The sequence below is a fragment of the Klenkia soli genome, from assembly GCF_900103975.1.
Taxonomy (GTDB): domain Bacteria; phylum Actinomycetota; class Actinomycetes; order Mycobacteriales; family Geodermatophilaceae; genus Klenkia; species Klenkia soli.
In genome coordinates, this window is sequence record NZ_FNIR01000002.1 from 22,009 (window position 1) to 47,986 (window position 25,978).

Here is a 25,978-nt window from a genome sequence, read left to right on the forward strand (position 1 = left end):
GTCTCGATCTGCGACAGGGCTCAGGCCGGGACGACGAGGGTCAGCGCACTCGACCCCCGCGCCCGTTCCACGTGGAACCCGCCCCGGCGGAGCAGCCCCACGAGGGCGGTGGCGTCGGCCGGCTCGGCCCGGCTGGTCACCAGGTGCCGGGCCAGCCGGCCCTTGTGCGCCTTGTTGAAGTGGCTGACCACGGCCCGCGACCCGTCGGCCCGCTCGCTGAGCACGTCGACGGTCACCGCACCCGGCACCGGCGCCAGCGCCTGGTAGCCGCCCGAGCGCAGGTCGACGACCAGCCCCTCGTGCGCGGCCAGCACGGGGGGCAGCACCGGCTTCCACAGCGTGCGCAGCGTGGGCAGGCCGGGCAGCTGCGACCCCGACGACAGCCGGTAGGCCGGGATCGGGTCCCCGGCCCGGACGACGCCGAACAGCGCCGAGCCCACGGCGAGCCGGGCGTCGGCCTTCGCGCGCTGCACCTTCGTCAGCGAGCCGACGTCGAGGGCGTCGTAGAGCACGCCGGTGTACCGCTGGATCGCCGGCAGCGTGGGGGAGTGCCGGAGGGCGGCGTTCCGCGCGATCTCGCCGTCCAGACCGGGGGACAGGCCCAGCGCGGCCCGGGACGCCGGGACGTCGCCGGCCAGCTCCACCACCGCGTCGACCAGCCGCGCCCGCACCTCCGTCAGCTCGTCCGGCGCGGTCAGCGCGGCGAGGTCCAGCGGCGGCCCGCTGCCTCCCGCGTGCTTGGTCTCCGAGGGCGGCAGCAGGACGAGCACGAGGAGCGAGGCTACGTCCAGTACAGGAAGCGGGCCCCGGGCAGGCGGTGCTCGACCGCGTCGGTGAACCAGCCGCGCAGCTCGGCCATCACGTCCTTCGGGTAGACGTGCTTGACCGCGCCGAACTTCCCGCGTTTCTGCACCCGCAGGTCCTCGTCCATCTCCAGCTTGGTGCGCGGGTACCACTCGGTCAGCGTGGCCTTGGAGTTCGGCGTGAACCGGTGGGTGATGCACTCGACGGTCAGGTCGGCGCCGGGCGGCAGCACCGCGGCCACGGAGTCCAGCAGCTCGCCGTACTCGGTGTGCCAGTCCTCGACCGGCATGATCGGCGCGATGGTCAGGCCCACCGGGTACCCGGCCTCGGCGACCCGGCCCAGCGCGGCCACCCGGGCGGCGATCGGCGAGGTGGCGCCCTCGAAGCGACGGCCGACGGTAGCGGCGTTGACGGAGAACCGCAGCCGGGTGCGGCCGCGGTGGGGCAGGTCCAGCAGCGGGCCGACGTCGTCGAACTTCGTCGTCGCCCGCAGCTGCACCGGGCCGGGCCATTCGTGCGTGCCGAAGTGCTCGATCGCCGTGGCGAGGCCACCCGTGAGGTGCTCGATCGCCAGCGGGTCGGTGTAGCAGGAGGCCTCGAACGTCGTCCCCTCGTGGCCGCGCTCGAGCGTGCCCGACGTGATCGACCCGTGGCCGACGTAGCCGTCGAGGGAGGCCAGCACGTCGGGCAGGTCGGCGAACACCCGGGTGATCGGCGGGCCGGTCAGCGAGCCGGCGAGGTAGCAGTACTGGCAGTGCGCCGGGCAGCCCTCGGCCAGATCGAACCGCCAGTCCGCCGAGGGCGGGATCGGCTGCAGCTTGCGCTTGGACGGCGCGCCCACGACCACGGCGAGGGTGTCCTTGGCGGCCATGAAGGCGGCGCGGTCGCCGTCCCCGCGCAGGTTGGGCAGCCGGTCGCCGGGCAGCACCCGGACGTCGGCCACGCCGGCGGCCTGCACCCGCTCGAGCACCGAGCGGCCGTACGGCAACGCTGCGGCGGAGCGGGTCACCAGGACCCTTGACGGCGTCCACACGCGGGTGGGGGCAGGGGCGGTGGTCATCACCAGGGAGAACCCCAGGGGGTGGGGGCTCGCTTCCCCATCTGTTGACGAACGGCCCCGCAGCCAGGATCTTCGTGCCATGACGGTGCCGGCAGTGACGCGCATGGGGTCGTGGGTGCTGGACCGCCGCGGTCAGGGCCGGGGCGTGCGCATCACCCGGCACCCCGAGATGCACGCCATCAACCTCAGCATCTGGCGCGACAGCGTGTGCGCCGGCACGGTCCACCTCACGCCGGCCGACGCCGCCGACGTCGTGCACGCGATCACCGTGCAGCTGGCGGCGCTCGCCGTGCCGGCCCCGGCGGTGCGCGCCGCCGGCCGAGTGGACGAGCTCGAGGCCCGCATCGCCCAGCTGGAGCAGCAGGCGAAGCCGCGCCCGCCGGTCTGGCGGCGAGCGGTCGACAAGCTGGTCGCGGTCAGCGCCGCGCACCCGTTCGGCACGCCCGGGCCGCCGACGCCGACCGGGCCGATCGGCGTCGTCCGCTAGTCGGTCAGCTCCACGACCACGGGGGCGTGGTCGCTGGCGCCCTTGCCCTTGCGCTCCTGCCGGTCGATCGACGCACCGGTGACCCGGGCGGCCAGGGCGGGGGAGCAGAGCGCGAAGTCGATCCGCATGCCCTCGCGGCGCGGGAAGCGCAGCTGGGTGTAGTCCCAGTACGTGAACTCACCGGGTGTGTACGGGCGGACGACGTCGGCGTAGCCGGCCTCGACCACCGCGGCGAACGCGGCGCGCTCGGGCGGGCTGACGTGGGTGGAGTGGGCGAAGACCGCCATGTCCCACACGTCGCCGTCCTCGGGGGCGATGTTCCAGTCGCCGGTCAGCGCGATCTGGGCGTCGTCGGTGAGCCAGCCCGCGGCCGCCGTCCGCAACGCCTCGAGCCACTCCAGCTTGTAGGCCAGGTGCGGGTCGCTCAGCTGCCGGCCGTTGGGCACGTACAGCGACCAGGTCCGCACCCCGCCGCAGGTGGCGCCGATCGCCCGCGCCTCGGGGGCGGGGTCCACACCCTCCTTGCTCGACCACGAGGGCATGCCGTCGAAGCCGACCTGCACGTCCTCGATGCCCACCCGCGACACGATCGCGACGCCGTTCCACTGGTTCAGCCCGACGTGGGCGACCTCGTAGCCGATCGCCTCGAACGGCAGGTGCGGGAACTGGTCGTCCCGGCACTTGGTCTCCTGGATCGCCAGGACGTCGACCTCGCTGCGCTCCAGGAACGCGGTGACCCGGTCGACCCGGGTCCGGACGGAGTTCACGTTCCAGGTCGCCAGGCGCACGCCGTCGACCCTAAGGACGACGCCGTCCGGCGGCCGGGCCGGGGGTGGACCTGGCCCCCGGCCGTCAGGCCTGGGCGAGAGGGGCGATCTCGGTGTCCTGCCTCGCCTGCACCCGGGCGCGCATGCGGTCGCGGGACTCCACGAACTTGGTCGCCTGCGCGTCGAGGCCGGTCATGAACTGCGCCAGCTCCTCGCGGGCCTGCTCGCCCTGCGCGCCGAAGCCGGTGCGCTCGAACACCTTCCAGTGCCGCAGGATCGGGGCGACGACGTCGTCGTGGTGCAGCCGCAGGTCGTAGATGCCGGCCTTGGCGATGATCGTGGAGTTCTTGCGGAAGCCGGCCATCGTGGCGCCGGGCATCTCGAAGCCGATGACCTCGTCGGCGATGGCCCGCATCGTCTCGTCGGGGGCGATCTCCAGCGCCGCGGCCACGATGTTCCGGTAGAAGACCATGTGCAGGTTCTCGTCCTTGGCGATCCGGGCGAGCATCTGGTCGGCGATCGGGTCGTTCGTGGCCTTGCCGGTGTTGCGGTGGCTGACCCGGGTGGCCAGCTCCTGGAAGGACACGTAGGTGACGGCCTCGAGCGGGGTCTTGTCGCCGGAGTCGTAGCCGGAGGTCATGTAGTCCATGCGGGCCCGCTCGAGCTCGACCGGGTCGACGCCGCGGGTGACCACCAGGTAGTCGCGGATGGCGATGCCGTGCCGGTTCTCCTCGGCGGTCCAGCGGCCCACCCAGGTGCCCCACGCGCCGTCCCGGCTGAACCGGGTGGCGATCTCGCGGTGGTAGCTCGGGAGGTTGTCCTCGGTGAGCAGGTTGGTGATCATCGCGGCCTTGGCGGTGGCGTCGAGCCGGGACTGCTCGGGCGCCCAGTCCTCGCCGCCCAGGAACGCGAAGTCGCGGCCCTGCGACCACGGCACGTAGTCGTGCGGGTGCCACTCCTGGGCCATCTTCTCGTGCCGGTTCAGGTTCTCCTCGACGACCGGCTCGAGCTCGGCGAGCAGGGCTGCCGTGGCGGGGGTCTGGGACACCGTGCACCTCCAGTGGGACGACGGGTCCGACGCTACTCGCCGTCGTCCTGTGGCACCCTGTTGCCTGATGCTCGCAACAAGCACCCACGTGGACCTGGCCGGCCCCGCCGACGTCGACGCCGCGCGGACGCTGATGATGCGCGTCCTCGCCGAGGACCTCGGCTACGGCTTCCGCCCCGAGTGGCACGCCGACCTCGCCGACCCGGCCACCGCCTACCTGCACACCCCGGGGCAGGCGCTGTTCCTGGCCCGCGACCCCGACGGCACCCTGCTGGGCACCACCGCGGTCAAGGCCGGTGGCCCGCGCAGCCCGCAGCTGCTGGTCGACCACTACGCCGGCCGGCCGGTCGCCCAGCTGGCCCGGGTCTGGGTGCTGGCCGAGCACCGCCGGCGCGGGGTGGCGCGGGCCCTGGTGCACGCCGCGGCCCGCTGGGCGGTGGCCGAGGGCGGGTACCGCACCGTCTACCTGCACACCGATGCCGCCGTCCCCGGCGCCGAGGCGTTCTGGCGGTCGATGCCGGTCCGCGAGGTCCTCGACGAGCGGGCACCGGGCGAGCTGCTGCAGACCATCCACTTCGAGCTGGACGTCACAGCGCTGCCCGGGAACCCCGCGCGGCCCGCGCGCGACTGAGGGACCGTGCCCGACCTCGCGATCGACGACGTCTTCGCCCCGCTGACCCGGGTGGACGTCGACCCGGTGCCGTGGCTGGCCGACCGCCGCGAGGAGGGCCCGGTCACCCGGCTGGACCTGTTCGGCAACCCGGTGTGGCTGGTGACCCGGCACGCCGACGTCCGCGCCGTGCTCGCCGACACCGCCGCCTTCAGCAACGACTTCGCCCACCTGGCCGCCGCCGGCGGGGACGACGACGGCGACCTCGGGCTGGCCGACCCGGGCGGCCTCGGGTTCCGCGACCCGCCCGACCACACCCGGCTGCGCCGCATGCTGGCGCCGGCCTTCACCGCCCGCCGCCTGGCCGCGCTGGCCCCCGCGGTCGAACGGGTGGTGCACGAGCGCCTGGACGCCCTCGCCGCCGCCGGCCCGGGCGCCGACCTGGTCGCCGAGTTCGCCACCCCGGTGCCGGCCATGGTGATCGGCGAGCTGCTCGGGGTCTCGCGGGCCGACCAGGAGTCCTTCGCCGACATCGCCACCGGCCGGTTCGACCTGCTGTCCTCGATCGTGGCGCCGCTGGACTCCGCGGCCGAGGGGCTGGCCCACCTGCGCGACCTGGTCGCCCGCGAGCGCGCGCACCCGGGGCCCGGGCTGCTCGGCGACCTCGTGCGCGACCACGGCGACCACGTGGACGACGTCGAGCTGGCCGGGCTGGTCGACGGCCTGCTGGTGGGTGGCCACGAGACGACGGCCAGCATGCTCGCCCTGGGCAGCCTCCTGCTGCTGCGCGACCCGGCCCGCGCCGCCCTGGTCCGCGACGAGCCGGGGGCGGTGGCCGGTGCGGTCGAGGAGCTGCTGCGGCACCTGACCGTCGTCCAGGTGGCGTTCCCGCGGTTCGCCCGGGCCGACGTCGAGCTCGGCGGGCAGCAGGTGGCGGCCGGCGACCTGGTGCTGTGCTCGCTGGCCGGTGCCGACCGCGACCCCCGGCTGGCCGCCGACCTGGACCGCCTCGACCTGCGCCGGGCGCCCACCCAGCACGTGGCCTTCGGGCACGGCATCCACCACTGCCTCGGTGCCCCGCTGGCCCGCCTCGAGCTGCAGATCGCCTTCCCGGCGCTGCTGCGCCGGTTCCCCGGCCTGGCCGTCGACGCCGCCCCCGAGATGCTGACGTTCCGTCAGCGGTCGATCGTGTTCGGTCTGGACGCGCTGCCGGTCCGCTGGTGATCCTCCCGCCAACGGGTGGTCTTGATCGCTGACCGGCGACCCGGCCGGGCCGCGGTGGGACGATGGGTCGATGTGCCGACGGGAGAGCGAGCGGGCGAGAGCGTGCAGGTGACCGGCTGATGGGTCCCACCGACCCGCAGGACCCGATCGACAGCACGGCCCGCATCCCGCGCCGCGAGCTCGACGCCGGTCGCCCGCCTGCCCCGGGCACCCGGCGCAGCCGACGGGCCGAGGGGAAGACCGACCCGGAGCTGGCCGCCCGGGCGCGGGCCGCGGCCGGGCTGCCCCCGGTCACGCCGGAGCCCCCCGTGCGCACCCACCCCACCACCCACGAGGACGACGTCGAGACCGCCTGGGTGGCCCCGGTGGTCGACGTCGAGCCCGCGGACCGGCCCACCCCGTCCGGCCACCGTCGTCGTCCGTCCCGCAGCTTCGGCCGGGCAGCCGGGCTGACCGTCCTGGGCGCGGTGGTCCCGGGCGCCGGGCTGCTGGCCGCGGGCTGGCGGCGGACCGGGGCCGTCGTCCTCGCGGTGTTCGTGCTGCTGCTGGGCGGACTGGTCTGGCTGGTGACGGCGGGGCAGCGCACCGCCGTGCGGGCCGCGGTCGACCCGGGCCTGCTGCTCGGCGTGATGGTCGGCGTCGGCGTGCTCGCCCTGCTGTGGATCATCGTGGTCGTGCTGGGCTACCGGCTGCTCGTGCCCCGGCGGTTGTCCCGGGTGCAGCAGGTGGCCGGGGCGCTGCTGGTCCTGGTGCTGGTCGGCGGGGTCGCCGCACCGGCGGTGACCGCCGTCCGGCTGGCCGGCGCGCAGCGCGACCTGGTCGACACCGTCTTCGCCGACACCGACAGCGCGACGGTGGTCGAACCCGCCGACCCGGTGAACCCCTTCGGCGACCAGGAGCGGGTCAACGTGCTGCTGCTGGGCGGGGACGGCGGCGACGGCCGCGAGGGCGTGCGCACCGACACCGTGATCGTGGCCAGCATCGAGACCGCGACCGGCGCCACCACGCTGTTCAGCCTGCCGCGCAACCTGGAGAACCTGCCGTTCCCCGCGGGCACCGAGCTCGCCGACCTGTTCCCCGACGGGTTCGACACGGGCGAGGAGAGCGAGAGCCTGCTCAACGCCGTCTACCGCAACGGCCCGGCGCTGTACCCCGACGCCCTGGGCGCCCCCAGCGACAACCCGGGTGCCGACTGGCTCAAGCTCGGGGTGGGCGAGGCCCTGGGGTTGCCGATCGACTACTACGTGCTGGTCAACCTGGACGGCTTCAGCCAGCTGGTCGACGCCCTGGGCGGCATCACGGTCAACGTCAACTACTACGTGCCGGTCGGCGGCGAGCCGAACGTCTCGCTGCCCGACTCCTACATCGCGCCGGGCCCCGACCAGGAGATGGACGGCGCGACCGCGCTGGCCTTCGCCCGGGGGCGCATCGGGCTGTCGGACTACCTGCGGATGGACCGCCAGCGCTGCGTGCTGGACTCCATCGTCGCGGCCGCCGACCCGGTCACCCTGCTCACCCGCTACCAGCAGCTGGCCGCGACCACCTCGGACATCGTGAGCACCGACATCCCGCAGTCGGTGCTGGACGACTTCGTGGACCTGGCCTTCCTGGTCAAGGACGCCGGCATCCGCAGCGTGGTCTTCGACAACACGGTGATCGAGCCCGCCTACCCGGACTACGACCAGATCCGGCTGCTGGTCCAGCAGGCCCTGGGCACCGCGCCCCCGACGACCACCGGCAGCGCACCGTCGTCGGCGGCCCCCACCACGGCCCCCACCACGACTCCCGCGCCCACCACCGACGCGGGCCCGACCACCGCAGCGCCCACGGGTGCCGTGGCGGACGTCGCCGACGCCTGCGCCTACGACCCCGCAGCTGCGCAGGCGGCCCTGGACGCCGGCGAGCCGCCGACCCGCGGCTGACGTCAGTCGGCGGCGACGGCGGCGAGCACGACCGGGTCCGCGCAGCCCGCGGCGAAGCCGGCGATCCGGCGGCGGATGTCCCGGCCCAGCACCAGCACCCCGAGGCGCTCGACGGCCGGGGCGGCCCACCGCGGGCGGCACCGGAAGACGTAGCGCCAGACCGCGCGGGTGCCGCCGTCCCCGGTCGGGGTGAATCGCCAGCTCCCGGCGAACACCTCGAAGAACCAGGGCCCCTCGGTCATCCGCATGCCCACGTGCGATCCCGGGGCCCAGCTCACGTACTCGCTGACCATGTGCAGGTGGTGCCGGGACGTGGTCGACGTCCGCACCCCCTTGCCGGGGGCCGTGGCGCCGTCCAGGAAGTGCTGCTCGGCGACGAAGGGGTCCCACCGGTAGCGGGTGGGACCGGTCGTCTGCGAGACGGCGAAGGCGACGTCGGGGCTGACCGGGACGACCGCCTCGGCGGTCACCTGGGCCACGGTCAGGCGGAGATGGGCTCGCCGGCGCGGATGGCGCGGACCATCTCGGCGACGGCCGGGTCGCCGATCACCTGGTCGTAGGAGATGACCGGCCGGTCGCCGGCGGTCTCGCGGACCCGGTCGGCCAGCTTGCCGTGGGTGAGGACGACGTCGGCGTCGGCGGGGATGGCGTCGAGCGGGCTGTGCTCCACCACGACCCCACCGAGGCTCTTGCGCAGCTGCACGCTCATCAGCACGCTGCTGGCCATCCCCGCATCGCAGGCGATGACGAGCTTGCGGACGGCGGTTCCCTCGATCGTGGGCATGGGGGTGCGGAACTCCTCGCTGGGTGGACGAACCTTCATTCTCCCCTCCAACGGCAGGTGTGACCGTGTTCTCAACGGTGATCACCATCACCCCGCGTGCGTCGGAGGACTGGCAGAGTGCGGCCATGACGACGACGTCGCTCCACGTGAAACCCGGCACCGAGTGGGCCGCCGTCCTCGGCCGCGCTGCGGAGCGCGCCCCGGACGCCTTCGGCACCGACCGGCTGCACAACCTGGTCGACGGCACCTGGCGCCCGATCGGCGACCCCGAGACGCTGGTGTCGCCGGTGGACGGGTCGCGGTTGACCGGGCTGCCCAAGGTGAGCGCCGGCGAGGCGCAGCACGCCGTGCTGGCCTCGGCCGCCGCGCACCGCGAGTGGGCCACGACGCCGGTCGCCGAGCGCAAGGCCCGGGTGACGGCCGCCGTCGAGGCGCTGGCCGATGCCCGCGACGACCTGGCGCTGCTGCTGGCCTGGGAGATCGGCAAGCCGTGGAAGCTGGCCTGCGCCGACGTCGACCGGGCCCTGGACGGCGTCCGCTGGTACGTCGAGGAGATCGACGCGATGCTCGGCGAGCGGACGCCGCTGGACGGCCCGGTCTCGAACATCGCCAGCTGGAACTACCCGATGTCGGTGCTGGTGCACGCCGAGCTGGTGCAGCTGCTGGCCGGCAACGCGGTCATCGCGAAGACGCCCTCGCAGGGTGGGGCGACCTGCCTGACCCTGGCGCACGCGCTGATGGCCCGGGAGGGCCTGCCGGTCACGCTGCTCTCGGGCGGGGGAGCCGAGCTGTCCAGCGTGCTGGTGCGCTCGCCCGAGATCGGCGCGCTGGCCTTCGTCGGCGGGCGCTCGAACGGCGGCAAGGTCGCCGCCGGGCTGCTGGACACCGGCAAGCGGCACATGCTCGAGCAGGAGGGCCTCAACGCGTGGGGCATCTGGGAGTTCTCCGACTGGGACGGCCTGGCCGCGCACCTGAAGAAGGGCTTCGAGTACGGCAAGCAGCGCTGCACCGCCTACCCGCGCTACGTCGTGCAGCGCGAGCTGGTGGACCAGTTCCTGGCCACCTACCTGCCCGTCGTGCAGTCGCTGCGGTTCGGCCACCCGCTGGCCGTGGAGCACGACGACGACGAGCTGCCGACCCTGGACTTCGGGCCGGTGATCAGCGCCGGCAAGGCCACCGAGCTGCGCGACCGGGTGTCCGACGCGATGCACCGCGGCGCGGTCCCGCTCTGGCGGGGGTCGCTGGCCGACGGCCGGTTCATCGCCGGGCAGGACACCTCGGCCTACGTCGCCCCCGCCGCGCTGCTCTCGCCCGGCGGGGCCTCGGCGCTGATGCACTCCGAGCCCTTCGGGCCGGTGGACACCATCGTGGTGGTCGACAGCGAGGCCGAGCTGCTGGCCCAGATGAACGCGTCGAACGGGGCGCTGGTCGCCTCGCTGGCCTGCGACGACGAGGCCAAGGCGCACCGGCTGGCCCGCGAGGTGCAGGCGTTCAAGGTCGGCATCAACAAGCCCCGCTCGCGCGGTGACCGGGCCGAGCCCTTCGGCGGGCGCGGTGCCTCGTGGCTGGGCTGCTTCGTCGGCGGCGAGCTGCTCGTGCAGGCCGTCACCCAGGGCCCGGAGAACGAGCTGCTGTTCGGCAACTTCCCCGAGCACTCGCGCTACCCGGCCGCCATCTGACGGCTACGCGGTGGGGAGCCAGACGCGCATCGTGGAGCTGCCGGCCCGGCCCCAGCGGCGGTAGGGCACCAACGTCGCGGGCCGCTGCTCGGCGTCGGCGGCGGGGTGCGGCGCCTCGCCGTAGGGCAGGCCGTCGCCGTCCCGCGGGCCGGCGTCCGGGCGCACCTGCAGGGTGATCCCGACGCCGCCGTCGGCGGTCGCGGTGAGGCCGGCCGCCACGTCCACGGCGACCCGGTCGAGGTCCAGGCCCTGGTCGGCGGTGGCGTCCAGGCAGAGCACGTCGGGCCCGCGCTGGACGGTCACGCACCCGCGCACCGCGTCGATGCGCGCGTCGGGGTGGGACCACCGCGGGGTGGTGTTCAGCACCAGCTCGATCGTCGTCCCGGCCGGGAGCGCGCCGTGCAGGACGGCGGTGTCGTGCCCGACCGCCTGCTCAACGCCGTCGACCGTGACCCGGGCCCGCCCGCGGGACCAGCTCGGCACGCGCAGCGACAGCGTCCAGTCCCAGCCGGGCGCCTCGGTGACGGTGAGGACGACGGTGCCCTCGTCCGGGTAGCGGGTGCGCACCTGCAGCCCCACCCGGCCGGCGGGCAGGTCGGTGGCGATGTCGCACGAGGCGTACTGGTGCACCTGCAGGCCCTGGTCGTCGGCGGTGGCCAGGTAGCCGTCGAGGGAGGCCAGCAACCGGGCCACGTTGGGCAGGCAGCAGGAGACCTCGAACCAGGGCTGCCGCCCGCCGCCGCCGAAGGCCAGGGCCTCGCCGTCGGGGTCGGTGTCCGCGGTGGGGGTGCGCTGGTGCAGCGTGTTGGCGTAGAAGAACGACCGGCCGTCGTCCCCGGGCGAGGTGGCGACGACGTTGTAGAGCAGCCGCTCGACGACGTCGGCGTGCCGGGCGTCGCCGGTGGCCAGCAGCAGCCGCCAGGCCAGCATCACCCCGGCCACCCCGGCGCAGGTCTCGGCGTAGGCCCGGTCGGCGGGCAGCACCCAGTCGTCGGAGAACGCCTCGTCCTGGTGCCGCGAGCCCATGCCGCCGGTGACGTAGGTGCGCCGGGCCAGGGTGGTGTCCCACTGGGTGAGCACGGCCTGCAGCAGCTCGGCGTCGTCGGTCTCGACCGCGACGTCCACGGCGCCGGCGGCCAGGTACAGCGCCCGGACGGCGTGCCCGCGCAGCACCTGCGCCTCGCGGACCGGCTGGTCGTCGAGGAAGTAGGCGGCCCCGAACTCGTGCGGTGGCAGGGTGCCCCGGCCGCGGCGCTCCACGAACATCGCGGCCTGCTGCAGGTAGCGGGGCTCGCCGGTGGTGCGGTGCAGCTCGACCAGCGCCGTCTCGATCTCGGGGTGGCCGCAGACGGCGGCGACGCCGGCGGGGCCGAAGCGGTCGCACACCTGGTCGGCGACCCGGCGGGCGATCTGCAGCCACGCGTCGCCGGCCCCGGACCGGGCGTGCGCGACGGCGGCCTGCAGCAGGTGGCCGGCGCAGTACAGCTCGTGGCCGAAGGCGAGGTCGCTGTAGCGCTCGGGCTGGCCCGGTCGGCCGAAGGCGGTGTGCAGGTAGCCGTCCTCGGCCTGGGCCGAGCCCACCGTGGCGGCCAGCTTCTCCAGGTGCTCGAGCAGCTCCGGCGAGCCGGTGCGGGCGGCCTCCCAGGCCACCGCCTCGGCGTACTTGTAGATCTCGGAGTCGGTGAACTCCCGGCCGCGCCGGTCGGCGGGGGTGCCGGCGGCCGAGGCGTCGGTGAAGGCCTGCACCCAGCCCAGCCGCTCGGTCCAGCTGCGCAGGTGGTCCAGGGTCGCCGCACCGTTGACCGCCTGGAGCTCGTGCCACAGCCCACCGGTGAGGTGGACCTCGTCGAGGGTCAGCGGTCGCAGCCGGCCCCGTCCGGGCAGGGCCGGGGCGGCGGTCCGCGAGGTGGCAGCAGGCACGGTGGGATCCGTTCGGGAGCGGGGCGGGTGTCAGCAGCGGGAACGTAACAGCGCCGCGCCGTTATCGAAAGAACCCAGTACCAGCCGAAGAAAGTTTCCGAAAACATGCCAGAAACCGTTGACGGGTGGGTGGCACCGCTCACACACTCTCGCTCGACCACCTGTCGCACCCGGCAGGGAGCCACACCACAGAGAGGGACCTCCATGTCCGCACGCGTCACCTCGAGGGGCACCGCCGCCGGCCTCCTGGCGCTCGCCCTCGTCACCAGCCTGTCGGCCTGCTCCAACGGGAGCTCCGACGACTCGGCATCGGGCGGCGAGGGTTCGTCGTCGCTGACCCTGTGGGACCCGTACCCGCAGTTCGACGAGTCCGACGCCTGGCCCCAGCTGGTCCAGAAGTGCGGCGAGGAGAACGGGGTGACGATCGAGCGGACGGGCTACGACACCACCGACCTCACCAACCAGGTGCTGCGTGCGGCCCAGCAGGGCAACGCCCCCAGCGTGCTGGTGGTCGACAACCCCGTCGTCTCCACGCTGGCCGACGGCGGCGTGCTGGCCGACAACGACACCACCGGCCTGGACGCCTCGGGCGTCGAGGACAACATCCTGGCCGCCGGCGAGGTGGACGGGCAGACCTACGGGGTGCCGATCGGGGCCAACACCCTGGCGCTCTACTACAACAAGACGGTGCTCTCCGCGGCCGGTGTCGACCCCTCGACCATCACCGACTGGGACAGCCTCACCGATGCCCTGCAGAAGGTGGAGGACTCGGGGAAGAACGGCATCACCTTCTCCGCGATCGGCACCGAGGAGGGCTCCTTCCAGTTCCTCCCGTGGTTCTGGGGCTCCGGCGCCGAGCTGACCGACCTCGCCAGCAGCGACGCGCAGTCGGCCCTGTCGCTGTGGAGCGGCTGGGTGCAGCAGGGCCTCGCCCCGCAGACGGTGATCAGCAACAACCAGCAGTCGGCGTGGGAGGAGTTCCTCACCGGCGACTACGGCTTCGTCGAGAACGGCACCTGGCAGCTCGGCCCGGTCAAGGAGAGCGGCCTGGACTGGGGCGTCATCCCGATCCCCGGTCGCGACGGCGGCACGGCCCCGGCGCCCACGGGTGGTGAGTTCGTGACCATCCCGACCCAGGCCGACACCGCCAGCTACGACAAGTCCGCGGCCGTCGTCCAGTGCCTCACCTCGGCCGACAACGCCCTGGAGACCGACACCACGCTGTCCTACGTCTCGGCGCTGGCCGACGTGCAGGAGCAGCAGGTCTCGGCCGACGCCGACCTCCAGCCCTGGGTCGAGGCCGTCTCGGCCGCCCGCGGCCGCACGTCGGACGGCCTGGGCACCGACTACCCGGGCATCTCCGAGCAGCTCTGGAACGCCGTGCAGGCTGCGCTCAGCGGTTCGCAGTCCCCGCAGGCCGCCCTCGAGGCCGCCCAGCAGGCGGCGGGCAGCAACTGACCCGGGACCGGCCGGGGCTGCCCCCTGCGCCCCGGCCGGTCTCGCACCACCCGGCACCACTGCACAGAGCACGACAGGAGGAGCGGTAGATGGCCAGCACACTGACCCCCGTGGCGGACCCCGCGCGCGCGTCGGCCCCCAGCCAGGTGTCGGCTCCCCGGCCCCGCCGCCGGCGGCGGCCCGAACGCTGGGCGGCCGCAGCCTTCCTGGCGCCGCTGGTGGTCTACCTGGTGGCGTTCTACGCCTACCCGCTGTACCGCAACGTCGAGCTGAGCCTGCGCAACTACACCGTGGCCAGCTTCGTCAACGGCGGCGCGCAGTTCACCGGCTTCGACAACTACCGCACGGTGCTGTCGGACCCCGTGTTCGTGCAGGCCCTGTGGCACACCGCGGTGTTCACCCTCGGCTCCCTGGCCGTGCAGTTCACCCTCGGCATGGCCCTGGCGGTGTTCTTCTCCGCGCACTTCCGGCTCTCGGGCCTGCTCCGGGCGCTGTTCCTCGTGCCGTGGCTGCTGCCTCTCATCGTCTCCAGCTCCACCTGGGCGTGGATGCTCAACGGCCAGTCCGGCGTGGTCAACGCCGGCCTGCACGCGGTCGGGTTGCCCGAGCCGCAGTGGCTGTCCTCCCCGACGTGGTCCCTGGTCGCGGTGCTGATCGCCAACATCTGGATCGGCGTCCCGTTCAACCTGGTGCTGCTGCACTCGGGGCTGCAGGCCATCAGCAGCGACGTGAACGAGGCGGCGGCGCTGGACGGCGCGGGCGCCTGGCAGCGGTTCCGCCACATCACCTTCCCGCTGCTGCGCCCGGTCTCGGCGATCACCCTGCTGCTCGGCCTCGTGTACACGCTGAAGGTCTTCGACATCATCTGGATCATGACCCGGGGCGGGCCGTCGAACTCCTCCACGACGCTGGCGACCTGGTCCTACCAGCTGTCCTTCGGCGGGCTCATCCCGAAGTTCGGCCCCGGCGCCGCCGTGGGCAACCTGCTCATCGTCGTGGCGTTCCTGGCCGGCCTCCTCTACCTGCGCTACCAGCGGAAGGCCGAGCTGTGACCACCACGACCCCCACCACAACCTCCGCCAGCACCCGGCGGGCCCGGCGGGGCACCGGCCGCACCGTCCTCGGGGTCGTCGCGACCCTGGTGATGCTGTTCCCGGTCTACTGGATGGTCAACGTCTCGCTGACCCCCCAGGACCGCATGCGCAAGTCGCCGCCGGACCTGTTCCCGTTCCACCCCTCGCTGGAGGGCTACCGCACCGTCATCGCCGACCAGGGCCCCTACCTGGCGACGTCCCTGGTGATCTCGCTGGCCACCGTCGTCCTCACCCTGCTGATCAGCGCCCCGGCCGGGTTCGCGCTGGCCAAGCTGCGGCCCCGGGGTGCCGGCGCGCTGACCTTCGTCGTGCTGATCTCGCAGATGATCCCCGGGGTCATCATGGCCATGGGCTTCTACGCCGTGTTCCTCAACGCCGGGCTGCTGGACAACCCGGTGGGGCTGGTCATCGCCGACTCCACCATCGCCGTGCCGTTCGGGGTGCTGATCTTCTCGGCGTTCATGTCCGGCGTGCCCGACGAGATCATGCAGGCCGCGAAGATGGACGGCGCCGGCACCTTCCGCACCTTCTGGGCCATCGTGCTGCCGGTGTCGCGCAACGCCGCGGTCACCGTCTCGCTGTTCACGTTCCTGTGGGCCTGGTCGGACTTCCTCTACGCCAACACCCTGGCCCGCAGCTCCGACTACCAGCCGATCACGCTGGGCATCTACAAGTACATCGGGAACAACAGCTCCGACTGGAACGCCATCCTGGCCACCGCGGTCGTCGCCTCCATCCCGGCCGCCGTCCTCCTCGTCGCCGCCCAGCGCTACGTCTCGGCCGGCGTCACCGCCGGCGCGGTCAAGGACTGAGGCCCGCACATGTCGACCGCCGCCCCCGCCGAGCCGCCCCGCCCGGCGGTGATCGGCGACGTCGCCCTGCTGGCCGGGGTCTCGCGCCAGACGGTGTCGCGGGTGCTCAACGGCAGCGGGAGCGTCAGCGCCGAGGCCCGGCGCCGGGTGCAGGACGCCGTGGTCCGGCTGGGCTACGAGCCCGACGCCAGCGCCCGTGCCCTGGGTGCCCGGCGGCGGTCGTCCGCGGGCCGGGTGGTGCCGGCCGCACCGACGGGCGGGGTCGTCGAGCGGGTCGCCCCGGTCGCCCGGCACGTCCTGGTCACCGGCGGCAGCGGCAAGCTCGGCCGCGCGGTCGTGGCGCAGCTGGTCGAGGACGGCGACCGGGTCTCGGTGGTGGACCTCGCCCACCCCGGCCGGGACGACGTCGCCTGGACCCGCGCCGACCTCACCGACTACGGCCAGGCGGTCGGCGTCCTCACCGGCGTCGACGACCGCTGGGGGCGGCCGGACGCCGTCGTCCACCTGGCCGCCCTGCCGGCCCCGGGGCTGCGGCCGGACGCGACCACCTTCGCCGCCAACGTGACAACCACCTACAACGTCTTCTCGGCCTGCCGGGTGGCCGGCGTCGACACCGTCGTCTGGGCGTCCAGCGAGACGGTGCTGGGGTTGCCCTTCGACGTTCCGCCGCCCTACCTCCCCCTGGACGAGGGGTGCGGGCCGGCGCCGACCACCTCCTACTCGCTGTCCAAGACGCTGGAGGAGGAGATGGCCCGGCAGTTCGCCCGCTGGCGGCCCGAGCTGTCGATCACCGGGCTGCGGTTCTCCAACGTGATGGAGCCCGCCGACTACGCCGCGTTCCCCGGCTTCGACGCCGACCCCGCCGGCCGCCGCTGGAACGCGTGGGCCTACGTCGACGCCCGGGACGGCGCCCGGGCGGTCACCGCCGCGCTGGCCGCCCGGTTGCCCGGGGCCGAGCTGTTCGTGGTCGCCAACGACGACACCGTCATGGGCCGGCCCAGCGCGGAGCTCGCCGCCGGCTGGTTCCCCGGGGTGCCGGTGCGCGGGCAGGTCAGCGGCCACCGGGCGCTGATGAGCTCGGCCCGGGCGCAGCGGTTGCTGGGCTGGGTGCCCCGGCACAGCTGGCGCGACGAGGTCTGAACCCGCTCAGCCGCCGCCGAGGGTGGACTCGCGCAGCACCAGCCGGCAGGGCAGCCGCTGCACGCCGCGCTGCGGGCTGCCGTTGATCGCCTCGAACAGCGCCCGCGCCGCGGTCTGGCCCACCACCTCGAGGTTGAGGTCGATGCTGGTCAGCGGCGGCCGGGCGGCCACGGTGATGACCTCCCAGTTGTCGTAGCCGACCACCGCGACGTCGTGCGGGATGCGCACACCGCGGTCGCGCAGGGTGTCGCAGACCCCGCGGGCGATGTTGTCGTTGCCGCAGAAGATGGCGTCGACGTCGGGGTCCTGGCGCAGCACCATCTCGGCGGCCACCCGGCCCCACTGCTCGGTCCAGTCGCCGGTGAGCGGGCTGCGGCCCGACAGCGCCAGGTCGTGCTCGGCGAGGACCCGCTCGGTGGCCGTGGCCCGACGCCGGGTGGCGACGAAGTCGTCGGGGCCGGTGACGTGGGCGATGCGGCGGCGGCCCAGGGCCAGCAGGTGCTCGACCGCGGTGACCGCCCCGGCGTCCTCGTCGGGGACGACCGAGAAGTCGTCGGGGGAGGTCGACGCCCCGTAGGCGTAGACCACGGGGACGCCCAGGTCGCCGAGGGAGGGCTGGTCGTCGGTGGTGGCCCCCAGCGCGATCAGCCCGTCGATGCCGTGGTCGAGCAGGGTCTGCAGGTGGTGCCGCTTGCGGATGTCGTCACCGCGGGAGTCGCAGAGGACGACGGACATGCTCTCGGCACCCACGGCGTCGCCGGCGCCCAGCAGCACCGGGGTGCTGAACCGCCCCACGCTGTCGCTGGTGAGCAGCCCGACGGTGCGGGTCGAGCCGGCCCGCGGACGGCGCGTGCTGCTGGCCGACCGGTACCCCATCTCCTCGGCCAGCGCCCGCACCCGGGCGCGGGTGGCCGAGCTGATGTCCTGGCCGGACCCCAACGCCTTGGACACCGTGGCGATCGAGACCCCGGCGGCGTCGGCCACGTCGGTGAGACGGATGGGCACCGCGCTCACGCGGCCGGACGGATGGTGGCGGGCACAGGGTTTTCGTACGCCTTTCGATCCCTCGACGCAAGGGTCCTGGCCGTGGGCCGAGGCGCTTCTCGAAATCGTCGAAACTTCTCGACCTCCGCGGTCGGTCAGTGCCGGGGTGGCTCGGTGTCCATGCCGGCGGTGAACCGGTCGAACAGCTCGGCGAGGCGGGCCCGGTCGGCGGCCCGCCAGCCGGCGGCCAGCCCGTCGACGACCTGCGCGCCGTGCCCGTCGACGGCCTCCCGCAGCTCCTGGCCGGTCGTGCTGACCGTGAGCAGCACCACCCGACCGTCGGCGGGGTCCGGCGTGCGGACGACGAGGCCGCGCTCCTCCAGTCGGCGCAGCTGCACCGTGATGGTCGAGCGGTCGACGCCCTGCCACGCGGCCAGGTCGCTCGAGCGCACCGGGCCGTAGCGGGTGACCCCGTCGAGCAGCCACAGGTCGGTGGGGGTCAGGCCGGCGGCGGCCGGGCCGGCGCGGTCCTCGATCGAGCCCGGTCGGGTGGCCCAGCGCAGCAGCCGGGTCAGGGCCGCCTGCAGGCGGACGGCGTCGTCGTCGGGCACGGCTGGTGAGACTAGTCCAACTTCTTGTTTGACTTCTCAAGCACGTGGGCATCTCGAAGTCGTTGGACACGTACAACCACCCAGGGAGCCCCCGATGACCACGATCGACACCACCGTCCCCGCCGCCACCCCCACCCCGACCGGCCTGGTGACCCTCGCCCGCTTCGGCGACTACGCCTCCGCGCAGCGTCTGGTCGACCGCCTCTCCGACGAGCGGGTGCCGGTCGAGAACACCCGGATCGTCGGCCACGGGCTGACCAGCGTCGAGATCGTGACCGGTCGGCTGACCGTCGCCCGTGCGGCCCTCTACGGCGCCGGGTCGGGCGCCTGGTTCGGGTTCTTCATCGCCCTGCTGTTCGCGATCTTCACCATCGGCCCGGCCTGGCTCGGCGTGCTGCTGACCACCGTGGTGCTCGGCGCGGTGTTCGGCGGGCTGGCCGGCGCCATCGGGCACTGGGCCACCCGCGGCCGCCGCGACTTCTCCAGCGTCTCGACGATGCAGGCCGCCGAGTACGAGGTGCTGGTCGAGGCCGCCGTGCACGCCCAGGCCGCGCGCATCGCCGCGACCGCCTGACCGCCCACCGGACCGACCGCCGGGCTCAGCGGTCGGTCCGGTCCTGCACCTCGGCGTAGCGCTCGCGGACGGCCGGGGTCGGGGCGGCCTCGACCGTGCGGGAGCCACCCGCTGCCCAGGTCGGCAGGTCGCCGGTGAGCACCCAGGCAGCCTGCCGGGCGGCACCGTCGGCCACCGCCTCACCGGGCTCGGGGACGACGACCGGGCGGCCCAGCACCGCCGGGGCGATCTGCTGCACCGCCCGCGACCGGGCCCCTCCGCCCACGAGCAGCACGCGGTCGACCGCGGCACCCTGCGCGACCAGGGCGTCGATGCCGTCGGCCAACCCGCACAGCAGGCCCTCGACGGCGGCCCGGGCCCAGTGCGCCGGGGTCGAGGTGGCCAGGGTGAGGCCGTGCACCGAGCCGGTGGCGCGGGGGAGGTCCGGGGTGCGCTCGCCCTCCAGGTAGGGCACCAGCACCAACCCGCCGGCACCGGCCGGAGCCGACAGGGCCAGCTCGGCCAACTCGTCGAGGGACACCCGCAGCATCGCCGCGGCGGCGTCCAGCACGCGGGCGGCGTTGAGCGTGCAGACCAGCGGCAGGTGTCGGCCGGTGGCGTCGGCGAACCCGGCCACCGCGCCGGAGGGGTCGCACGCGGGGACGTCGGACACCGCGGTGGCCACGCCCGACGTCCCGATCGAGACGACGACGTCGCCGGGACCGGCGCCCAGGCCCAGCGCCGCGGCGGCGTTGTCCCCGGCGCCCGGGCCCAGGAGGACGTCCCCGTGCATGCCGACCCGCTCGGCCGGACCAGCCACCCGCGGGACCCGGGGGCTGCGCCCGCGCAGCGCCAGCTCGAGCAGGTCGCGGCGGTACTCGCCGGTGCGGGCCGACCAGTAGGCGGTGCCGCTGGCGTCGGACCGGTCCGTCACCAGCGAGTCCAGCCCGACCGCGCCGGACAGCTGCCAGGTCAGCCAGTCGTGCGGCAGGCAGACGGCCGCCGTGCGGTCGGCGTTGCCGGGCTCGGCGTCGGCCAGCCAGCGCAGCTTGGCGCCGGTGAACGAGGCGACCGGGACGACGCCCACGACGTCGGCCCACGCCTGCCCGCCACCCAGCTCGTCGACCAGGGCCGCGGCGGCGTCGGCGGAGCGGGTGTCGTTCCACAGCAGGGCCGGGCGGACCACCTCGCCGCCGTCGTCCAGGCAGACCATGCCGTGCTGCTGACCGCCCACGGAGAGGGCGGAGACGTCGGCGAGCCCGCCGGCCTGCGCCAGGGCGTCGGTGAGGGCGGCCTCCCAGGCGGCCGGGTCGACCTCGGTGCCCGCCGGGTGCGCGGCGCGGCCCTGGCGGACCAGCTCGCCGGTGTCGGCGTCGCGGACGACGACCTTGCAGGCCTGGGTCGAGCTGTCCACACCGGCGACGAGCGGCACGGTGGCCTCCTGGGCTTGACGGGATGACGTGACGCAGACAATAGTCCAGCGACCGAACGAATAGCCACATCCCAGGAACCACGGTTCCTGGGCCGGGATCCCGCAAACCGCGGTTCCCGGGACGAGGGGGGCCGGTGCAGACGCAAGGACAGGTGCGCAGCGCCAACCTCGCCGCCGTCCTGGCCTGCCTGCGGGACGACGGGCCCCGCAGCCGGGCCCAGCTGGCCGCCGGCACGGGGTTGACCAAGGCCACCGTGTCCAGCCTGGTCGGCGAGCTGGTCGACCGAGGCCTGGTGTCGGAGGGCGGGCTGCTCCGGCCCGGGTCGGTGGGCCGGCCGGGCACGCTGGTCGAGCTCGCCGGGCGCGGCACCTGCGGCATCGGGGTCGAGATCAACGTCGACTACCTCGCCGTGCTCGTGCTGGACGTCGCCGGGGAGGTGCGCCGGCAGGCGCGGGTCGCCCTGGACACCGCCGCGCTCGAGCCCGCCGAGGTGCTCGCCCGGGCCTCGGCGATGACCGCGGCGGCCCACGCCGAGCACCCCGCCGTCGGGGTCACCGTCGCCTTCCCGGGCGGGGTGCAGGGCAGCGTCGTCCGCACCGCCCCGAACCTGCCGCGCTGGGTGGGCACGGACGTCGCCGCCGGGTTCGCCGAGCTGGCGCTGCCGGTGCGGGTGGCCAACGACGCCGACCTGTCCGCGCTCGCCGAGTGGTCGGCCGGCCCGCACGCGCACGTCCCGGACCTGGTCTACCTGACCGGCGAGGTCGGGGTCGGCGGCGGTGTCATCACCGGCGGGCAGCTGCTGCGCGGCAGCACCGGACTCGGCGGCGAGGTCGGCCACCTGGCGCTGACCCCCGGCGACGCGGCGTGCGGGTGCGGTCGCACCGGCTGCTGGGAGACCGTCGTCGGGCTGGCCGCGCTGCTGCGCGCCGCGGCCGACCCCGGGGACCCGCTGCGCGACCCGGGCCGGGACCTCGAGGACCGGCTCGCCGAGGTCGCCGACCGTGCCAGGGACGGCGACGCCCGCACCCTGGCCGCGCTGGCCGACATCGGCACCGGCCTGGGGGTGGGCGCCGCCGTCCTGGTGTCGCTGTTCGACCCCGCGGTCGTCGTCCTCGGCGGGTACTTCGCCCAGCTCGGGGAGTTCCTGCTCGACCCGCTCACGCAGGCGCTGGGCGCCCGCGTCGCCGACCCGCACCGGGTGGTCCTGTCGACCCTCGGTTTCACCGCAGCCGTCCGGGGTGGCGCGCACGTCGCGCTGCAGCCGGTGTTCACCGATCCCACCACCGTGCCCTTGGAGGCCTCCGCATGACCCGTACCCCGACGCCCGCCGACCGCTTCTCCTTCGGCCTCTGGACCGTCGGCTGGCAGGGCGTCGACGTGTTCGGCGGCGCCGTCCGCCCGCCGATGGACCCGGTCGAGGCCGTGCACCGCCTCGCCGAGCTGGGCGCCGCCGCGGTGACCTTCCACGACGACGACCTGGTGCCCGACGACACCACCCGCGACGCCACCCTCGCCCGCTTCAAGGACGCCCTGACCGAGACCGGCATGGGCGTGGAGATGGCCACCACCAACCTGTTCGGGCACGCGGTGTTCAAGGACGGCGCGTTCACCGCCAACGACCGCGACGTCCGCCGGTACGCCCTGGCCAAGGCTGCCCGCAACATCGACCTGGCCGCCGAGCTGGGTGCCACCACCTACGTGTTCTGGGGTGGCCGCGAGGGTGCCGAGTCCGGTGCCGCCAAGGACATCGGCGCCGCGCTCGAGCGCTACAAGGAGGGTCTGGACACCCTCTGCGGCTACGTGCAGGAGCAGGGCTACGACCTGCGCTTCGCCATCGAGCCCAAGCCGAACGAGCCCCGCGGTGACATCCTGCTGCCGACCATCGGCCACGCGCTGGCGCTGATCAACGAGCTCGACCACAGCGAGATGGTCGGGCTGAACCCCGAGGTCGGGCACGAGGAGATGGCCGGGCTGAACTTCGCCGCGGGCATCGCCCAGGCGATGTGGCACGGCAAGCTGTTCCACGTGGACCTGAACGGGCAGCACGGGCCGCGCTTCGACCAGGACCTCCGCTTCGGCGCCGGCAACCTGCGCGGGGCGTTCTGGACCGTGGACACCCTGGAGCAGGGCGGCTACGACGGCTACCTGCACTTCGACTACAAGCCCCCGCGCACCGAGGACGTCGCCGGTGTGTGGGAGTCCGCGCGCGGCTGCATGGCCAACTACCTCGTGCTCAAGGAGAAGGCCGCGGCGTTCCGGGCCGACCCCGAGGTGCACGAGGCCCTGGCGGCGTCGCGGGTGGCCGAGCTGTCGCAGTCGACGCTGGCCGCGGGGGAGACGCTGGCGACCGTGCGGGCCGAGTCCTTCGACGTCGCCGCGATGGCCGCCCGCGGGATGGCCTTCGAGCGGCTGGACCAGCTGGCGATGGACCACCTCCTCGGCGTCCGCTGACCCGCCGGGTGCGGGGCTCCTAGGCTGCAGGCATGGCCGAGCCCCGCACCCGCAACGCCCGCCGCGAGCGCCTGGTGGGGTTGCTCCTGCTGGGCATCGCCGTCGTCCTGCTGCTGTCGTCGCCGACCTGGTTCTCCCGCGACGAGTCCGCGGTCGCGATCGCCCAGATCGTCGTCGCCCTGGTGCTCGGCGGCATCGGCGGCTTCCTGGTCAAGCGGGCGCAGACGCCGTGAGCGGGTGGGTCACCGGCGTGCTCGCGCGCGTCGAGGTGGCCGACCTCGACGCCGCCCTCCCGCTCTACCGGGAGCTGGCCGGCACCGACGAGGTGCGCCGGTTCCGCGCCGGACCGGTCGAGCTCGCCTGGGTCGGGGACTTCCTGCTGCTGCAGGGCGCGCCGGCCGACCTCGAGCGGGTCCGCCGGGTGGCCACGGTGCTGGTCACCGACGCCGAGGCGGTGGCCGCGGCCGTGACCGCGGTCGGCGGTGAGCTGCTGGAGGGCCCCGCCCCCGGGCCGAACGGCCCGCGGCTGGTCGCCCGGCACCCCGACGGCGCGGTCGTGGAGTACGTCCAGCCGGCGTGACTCGTGGGGGCAGTTCGGAAGAGCAGGACAACGGGACCTGCGTAGGCGAGGGCGGTGCTCGCAGTCCTACTCGGCCGCCACAGACCCGGCGGACGAGCTGGGGACTCGCCCGATCTCGTCCATCAGACCGGGGAACGGGTCGATGACCGCACGACGGGCGGAGCGGACAGATGCACGTAGTTCGCGGAGCTCGTCGCCTGCAACGTAGTAGCGACCCCGCGTCTGGCCCACGGCGTCGAGCAATCCCCGTTCGGTGAGGAGGGCCAGATCGCGGGTAGCGGTGCGCTTCTCCAGCTCGGTGTGCTTGATGTAGGTGCTGCGCTGGACGCGGAGGCCGAGGGCAGCCTCGAACAGCAGGTTGGTGACCCGGTCGGGGAGTCGGTGCTGCGCGGTCAGTTGATCCAGCGCAACCCAGGTCCGCTCAGCCTCGTCGAACCTCCGCTGCAGGGTCTGGGCCTGCATGTGGTGTGCGCGGACGTTGAACTTCACCCAGAGGTGGGAGTCGTTCTCCGGGTGCCATGCGCCCTGTCCCGTGGCGCTCAGCACGCGGTAGTAGTCACCCGTGTTGGCGCCCAGCCATTCCTCGATGCTGGAGAAGACGGGTTCGATGACGTCGTCCTGGGCCAGGGCCATGGTCTGCAGGGCTCGTGCCATGCGCCCGTTGCCGTCGCGGAACGGGTGGATCATCACCAGGTTCAGGTGGGCGAGGGCGCCGCGGACGAGTGGGTCGGCGTCCCGGTCCTCGTCCAGGCTGAGGATGAGCGACGCCATCAGTGCGGGGACGTCGTCGCTGTCTGGCCCCTCGTACACGGTGACGTCGCGGACGTCGTCCCGTACGTAGATCGCCCGTTGTCGGTACTGCCCGGGCCCCTTGCCGAGGTCGTGCTCGAGGAGCATGAAGTGCAGAGCCTTCACCGTGGCCTCGTCGATGCGGAAGCCGGGCTGGGTGGCGACGTTCAGGACATACGTGAGCACTCGGCGGTAGCCCAGGATCTCGGCCCAGGTCTTCTGGTCCGCGGTCAGTGGCGCCTCGTCCTCGACAGCGGCTGCGGCGTCCTGGTTGCTGACGGAGTAGCCCTCGATGCTGTTGGAACCCTGGATGGCTCGAGCCTGGCTGGTCTTGCGCAGTCCTCCCTGCCACCGTCGAGGGGCGCGGAGGACAGAGGCCAGATCGGACCGCATCTGGTGGACGCCGTCGATGGCTGCTTGGTCGTCGAGATCCAGATCGGGTAGTTCGTAGAGGCGAGGCATGTCCCAATGTCCTTATGAAGAGGACATCATCCTAGCCCCTGTCGGCTTCATGTCTCAACGATTGAGACATAGGGACATGTGCTGGACGCCGTCAGCCGGTGTAGGGGCGCTCGCGGGCGAGTTCCTCCTTGGCGACCGAGCGGATGTGCACCGCATCGGGGCCGTCGACGATGCGCAGGGTGCGGGCGTGCGCCCAGAATTCGGCCAGCGGGGTGTCGTCGCTGACCCCGGCGCCGCCGTGCACCTGGATGGCCCGATCGATGACGTCCAGGCACACCTTCGGCGCGGACACCTTGATCGCGGCGATCTCGGTGCGGGCGCCCTTGGCGCCGTACTTGTCGATGAGGTCGGCGGTCTTGAGCACCAGCAGCCGGGCATGGTCGATCTCGATGCGCGAGAGCGCGATCTGCTCGCGCACGGTGCCCTGCTCGGCCAGCGGCCGACCGAAGGCGACCCGCTCCTGGGTGCGCCGCACCATCAGGCCCAGCGCCCGCTCGGCCATGCCGATGGCGCGCATGCAGTGGTGGATGCGGCCCGGGCCCAGGCGGGCCTGGGCGATCATGAAGCCGTCGCCCTCGCCGGCCAGCATGTTGGTCGCCGGCACCCGGACGTCGGTGAACCGCAGCTCGGAGTGCCCGTGCTGGTCCTGGTACCCGAAGACCGGCAGGTGCCGCACGATCTCCAGGCCCGGGGTGTCGCGGGGCACCAGGATCATCGACTGCTGGCGGTGCGCGGGCCCGTCGGGGTCGGTCTTGCCCATCACGATGAAGATCGCGCAGCGCTCGTCGGCCGAGCCGGTGATCCACCACTTGCGGCCGTTGATGACGTAGTCGTCGCCGTCGCGGACGATCGAGGTGGAGATGTTGCGGGCGTCGGAGGACGCGACGTCGGGCTCGGTCATCGCGAACCCGGACCGGATCTCCCCGGCCAGCAGCGGCTCGAGCCACTGCGACTTCTGCTCGGGCGTGCCGAACAGCATCAGGGTCTCCATGTTCCCGGTGTCCGGGGCCCCGCAGTTGATGACCTCGGGGGCGATGACCGGTGACCAGCCGGTGATCTCGGCGACCGACGCGTACTCCAGGTTCGACAGCCCGGCGAGGTCGTGGTGGAACAGGTTCCACAGCCCGCGTGAGCGCGCCTCGGCCTTGAGCTCCTCGACCACCGGCGGCAGCCCGTGGTCGTCGTGGCCCCGCTCGGTGCGCCAGGCGTGGTAGATCGCCTCGGCCGGGAAGACCTGCTCCCGCATGAAGTCCCACAGGCGGCCGGTGACGTCCTCGGCCTTGGCCGACAGCGCGAAGTCCATGCC

At 73.8% G+C, this 25,978-nt stretch carries 26 protein-coding genes; 14 read left to right on the forward strand and 12 right to left on the reverse strand.

All coding sequences use genetic code 11. From position 1 onward, the window contains the following. Positions 1–20: 20 nt before the first annotated feature. The gene (yaaA, locus tag BLS67_RS02970) at positions 21–770 is read right to left on the reverse strand and encodes a peroxide stress protein YaaA (protein WP_091239501.1); all 750 of its coding nucleotides are present in this window, start codon (positions 768–770) and stop codon (positions 21–23) included. 11 nt (positions 771–781) lie between these two features. Then, positions 782–1,864 (reverse strand): SPL family radical SAM protein, encoded by a 1,083-nt coding sequence (locus BLS67_RS02975; RefSeq protein ID WP_091239504.1) that lies wholly within the window; start codon positions 1,862–1,864, stop codon positions 782–784. A 79-nt stretch (positions 1,865–1,943) separates the two neighbouring features. Here BLS67_RS02975 and BLS67_RS02980 point away from each other — a divergent pair, with 79 nt between their 5' ends. Beyond that, the gene (locus BLS67_RS02980) at positions 1,944–2,351 is read left to right on the forward strand and encodes a hypothetical protein (protein WP_131801662.1); all 408 of its coding nucleotides are present in this window, start codon (positions 1,944–1,946) and stop codon (positions 2,349–2,351) included. On the opposite strand, the gene BLS67_RS02985 is transcribed toward BLS67_RS02980, so the two are convergent. Beyond that, on the reverse strand, positions 2,348–3,139 hold the full coding sequence (locus tag BLS67_RS02985) for an exodeoxyribonuclease III (RefSeq protein ID WP_091239512.1): 792 nt from the start codon (positions 3,137–3,139) through the stop codon (positions 2,348–2,350). The two genes, BLS67_RS02980 and BLS67_RS02985, sit on opposite strands and share 4 nt — an antisense overlap. A 64-nt stretch (positions 3,140–3,203) precedes the next feature. Further along, a complete protein-coding gene (locus BLS67_RS02990) occupies positions 3,204–4,166 on the reverse strand; it encodes an acyl-ACP desaturase (RefSeq protein WP_091239514.1) in 963 nt (320 codons plus the stop codon). A gap of 67 nt (positions 4,167–4,233) precedes the next feature. Here BLS67_RS02990 and BLS67_RS02995 point away from each other — a divergent pair, with 67 nt between their 5' ends. From BLS67_RS02995 to BLS67_RS03005, 3 genes are all read left to right on the forward strand, one after another. Beyond that, entirely contained in the window at positions 4,234–4,797 is a 564-nt protein-coding gene (locus tag BLS67_RS02995; RefSeq protein WP_091239517.1) for a GNAT family N-acetyltransferase, read from the forward strand. A 6-nt stretch (positions 4,798–4,803) separates the two neighbouring features. Continuing rightward, positions 4,804–6,000: a cytochrome P450 gene (locus BLS67_RS03000; RefSeq protein ID WP_242653781.1), complete on the forward strand. Its 1,197-nt coding sequence runs from the start codon at positions 4,804–4,806 to the stop codon at positions 5,998–6,000. Positions 6,001–6,119: 119 nt separating this feature from the next. After that, positions 6,120–7,922, forward strand: coding sequence for an LCP family protein (locus BLS67_RS03005; RefSeq protein WP_091239520.1), 1,803 nt, complete (start codon positions 6,120–6,122; stop codon positions 7,920–7,922). Between the two features lie 2 nt (positions 7,923–7,924). Here the strand turns inward: BLS67_RS03005 and BLS67_RS03010 are convergent, their stop codons facing one another. Beyond that, a complete protein-coding gene (locus BLS67_RS03010) occupies positions 7,925–8,392 on the reverse strand; it encodes an SRPBCC family protein (protein ID WP_091240582.1) in 468 nt (155 codons plus the stop codon). 11 nt (positions 8,393–8,403) lie between these two features. Beyond that, entirely contained in the window at positions 8,404–8,706 is a 303-nt protein-coding gene (locus BLS67_RS03015) for a PTS lactose transporter subunit IIB (protein WP_091239525.1), read from the reverse strand. A gap of 65 nt (positions 8,707–8,771) precedes the next feature. Here BLS67_RS03015 and BLS67_RS03020 point away from each other — a divergent pair, with 65 nt between their 5' ends. After that, positions 8,772–10,385, forward strand: coding sequence for an aldehyde dehydrogenase family protein (locus BLS67_RS03020; protein WP_207500217.1), 1,614 nt, complete (start codon positions 8,772–8,774; stop codon positions 10,383–10,385). A gap of 3 nt (positions 10,386–10,388) precedes the next feature. On the opposite strand, the gene BLS67_RS03025 is transcribed toward BLS67_RS03020, so the two are convergent. After that, the gene (locus BLS67_RS03025) at positions 10,389–12,305 is read right to left on the reverse strand and encodes a glycoside hydrolase family 127 protein (protein WP_091239527.1); all 1,917 of its coding nucleotides are present in this window, start codon (positions 12,303–12,305) and stop codon (positions 10,389–10,391) included. Positions 12,306–12,509: 204 nt separating this feature from the next. Between BLS67_RS03025 and BLS67_RS03030 the strand changes: the two genes are divergently transcribed. From BLS67_RS03030 to BLS67_RS03045, 4 genes are all read left to right on the forward strand, one after another. Next, entirely contained in the window at positions 12,510–13,763 is a 1,254-nt protein-coding gene (locus tag BLS67_RS03030) for a sugar ABC transporter substrate-binding protein (protein ID WP_091239530.1), read from the forward strand. Positions 13,764–13,852: 89 nt separating this feature from the next. Further along, on the forward strand, positions 13,853–14,815 hold the full coding sequence (locus BLS67_RS03035; RefSeq protein ID WP_091239539.1) for a carbohydrate ABC transporter permease: 963 nt from the start codon (positions 13,853–13,855) through the stop codon (positions 14,813–14,815). Continuing rightward, positions 14,812–15,669 (forward strand): carbohydrate ABC transporter permease, encoded by an 858-nt coding sequence (locus tag BLS67_RS03040; protein WP_242653783.1) that lies wholly within the window; start codon positions 14,812–14,814, stop codon positions 15,667–15,669. Before BLS67_RS03035 ends, BLS67_RS03040 begins: the two co-directional genes overlap by 4 nt. Before the next feature lie 9 nt (positions 15,670–15,678). Next, the gene (locus tag BLS67_RS03045; RefSeq protein ID WP_091239545.1) at positions 15,679–16,809 is read left to right on the forward strand and encodes an NAD-dependent epimerase/dehydratase family protein; all 1,131 of its coding nucleotides are present in this window, start codon (positions 15,679–15,681) and stop codon (positions 16,807–16,809) included. Between the two features lie 6 nt (positions 16,810–16,815). Here the strand turns inward: BLS67_RS03045 and BLS67_RS03050 are convergent, their stop codons facing one another. Both BLS67_RS03050 and BLS67_RS03055 read right to left on the reverse strand, forming a co-directional pair. Further along, positions 16,816–17,823 carry a LacI family DNA-binding transcriptional regulator gene (locus BLS67_RS03050; RefSeq protein WP_207500220.1) on the reverse strand — a complete coding sequence of 336 codons (1,008 nt, stop codon included), beginning with the start codon at positions 17,821–17,823 and terminating at the stop codon, positions 16,816–16,818. A gap of 125 nt (positions 17,824–17,948) precedes the next feature. Next, positions 17,949–18,404: a MarR family winged helix-turn-helix transcriptional regulator gene (locus tag BLS67_RS03055; RefSeq protein WP_091239548.1), complete on the reverse strand. Its 456-nt coding sequence runs from the start codon at positions 18,402–18,404 to the stop codon at positions 17,949–17,951. Positions 18,405–18,498: 94 nt separating this feature from the next. Here BLS67_RS03055 and BLS67_RS03060 point away from each other — a divergent pair, with 94 nt between their 5' ends. Next, complete coding sequence (locus tag BLS67_RS03060) at positions 18,499–18,978, forward strand: YflT domain-containing protein (protein WP_091239549.1); 480 nt, start codon at positions 18,499–18,501, stop codon at positions 18,976–18,978. Positions 18,979–19,003: 25 nt separating this feature from the next. Here the strand turns inward: BLS67_RS03060 and xylB are convergent, their stop codons facing one another. Then, positions 19,004–20,389: a xylulokinase gene (gene xylB / locus BLS67_RS03065; protein ID WP_091239552.1), complete on the reverse strand. Its 1,386-nt coding sequence runs from the start codon at positions 20,387–20,389 to the stop codon at positions 19,004–19,006. A 152-nt stretch (positions 20,390–20,541) separates the two neighbouring features. Between xylB and BLS67_RS03070 the strand changes: the two genes are divergently transcribed. The 4 genes from BLS67_RS03070 to BLS67_RS03085 are packed head-to-tail and all read left to right on the forward strand — an operon-like array spanning position 20,542 to position 23,421. Further along, the gene (locus BLS67_RS03070; RefSeq protein ID WP_242653785.1) at positions 20,542–21,699 is read left to right on the forward strand and encodes an ROK family transcriptional regulator; all 1,158 of its coding nucleotides are present in this window, start codon (positions 20,542–20,544) and stop codon (positions 21,697–21,699) included. Next, entirely contained in the window at positions 21,696–22,841 is a 1,146-nt protein-coding gene (xylA, locus tag BLS67_RS03075) for a xylose isomerase (protein ID WP_091239559.1), read from the forward strand. The genes BLS67_RS03070 and xylA overlap by 4 nt, the downstream gene beginning before the upstream one ends. A gap of 32 nt (positions 22,842–22,873) precedes the next feature. Continuing rightward, positions 22,874–23,074 (forward strand): hypothetical protein, encoded by a 201-nt coding sequence (locus BLS67_RS03080; RefSeq protein WP_091239561.1) that lies wholly within the window; start codon positions 22,874–22,876, stop codon positions 23,072–23,074. Beyond that, positions 23,071–23,421 (forward strand): hypothetical protein, encoded by a 351-nt coding sequence (locus BLS67_RS03085; protein WP_091239565.1) that lies wholly within the window; start codon positions 23,071–23,073, stop codon positions 23,419–23,421. The genes BLS67_RS03080 and BLS67_RS03085 overlap by 4 nt, the downstream gene beginning before the upstream one ends. A gap of 66 nt (positions 23,422–23,487) precedes the next feature. On the opposite strand, the gene BLS67_RS03090 is transcribed toward BLS67_RS03085, so the two are convergent. Both BLS67_RS03090 and BLS67_RS03095 read right to left on the reverse strand, forming a co-directional pair. Next, positions 23,488–24,672 (reverse strand): Fic family protein, encoded by a 1,185-nt coding sequence (locus BLS67_RS03090; RefSeq protein ID WP_091239569.1) that lies wholly within the window; start codon positions 24,670–24,672, stop codon positions 23,488–23,490. Positions 24,673–24,763: 91 nt separating this feature from the next. After that, positions 24,764–25,975, reverse strand: coding sequence for an acyl-CoA dehydrogenase family protein (locus BLS67_RS03095; protein ID WP_091239572.1), 1,212 nt, complete (start codon positions 25,973–25,975; stop codon positions 24,764–24,766). Between the last annotated feature and the right edge of the window lie 3 nt (positions 25,976–25,978).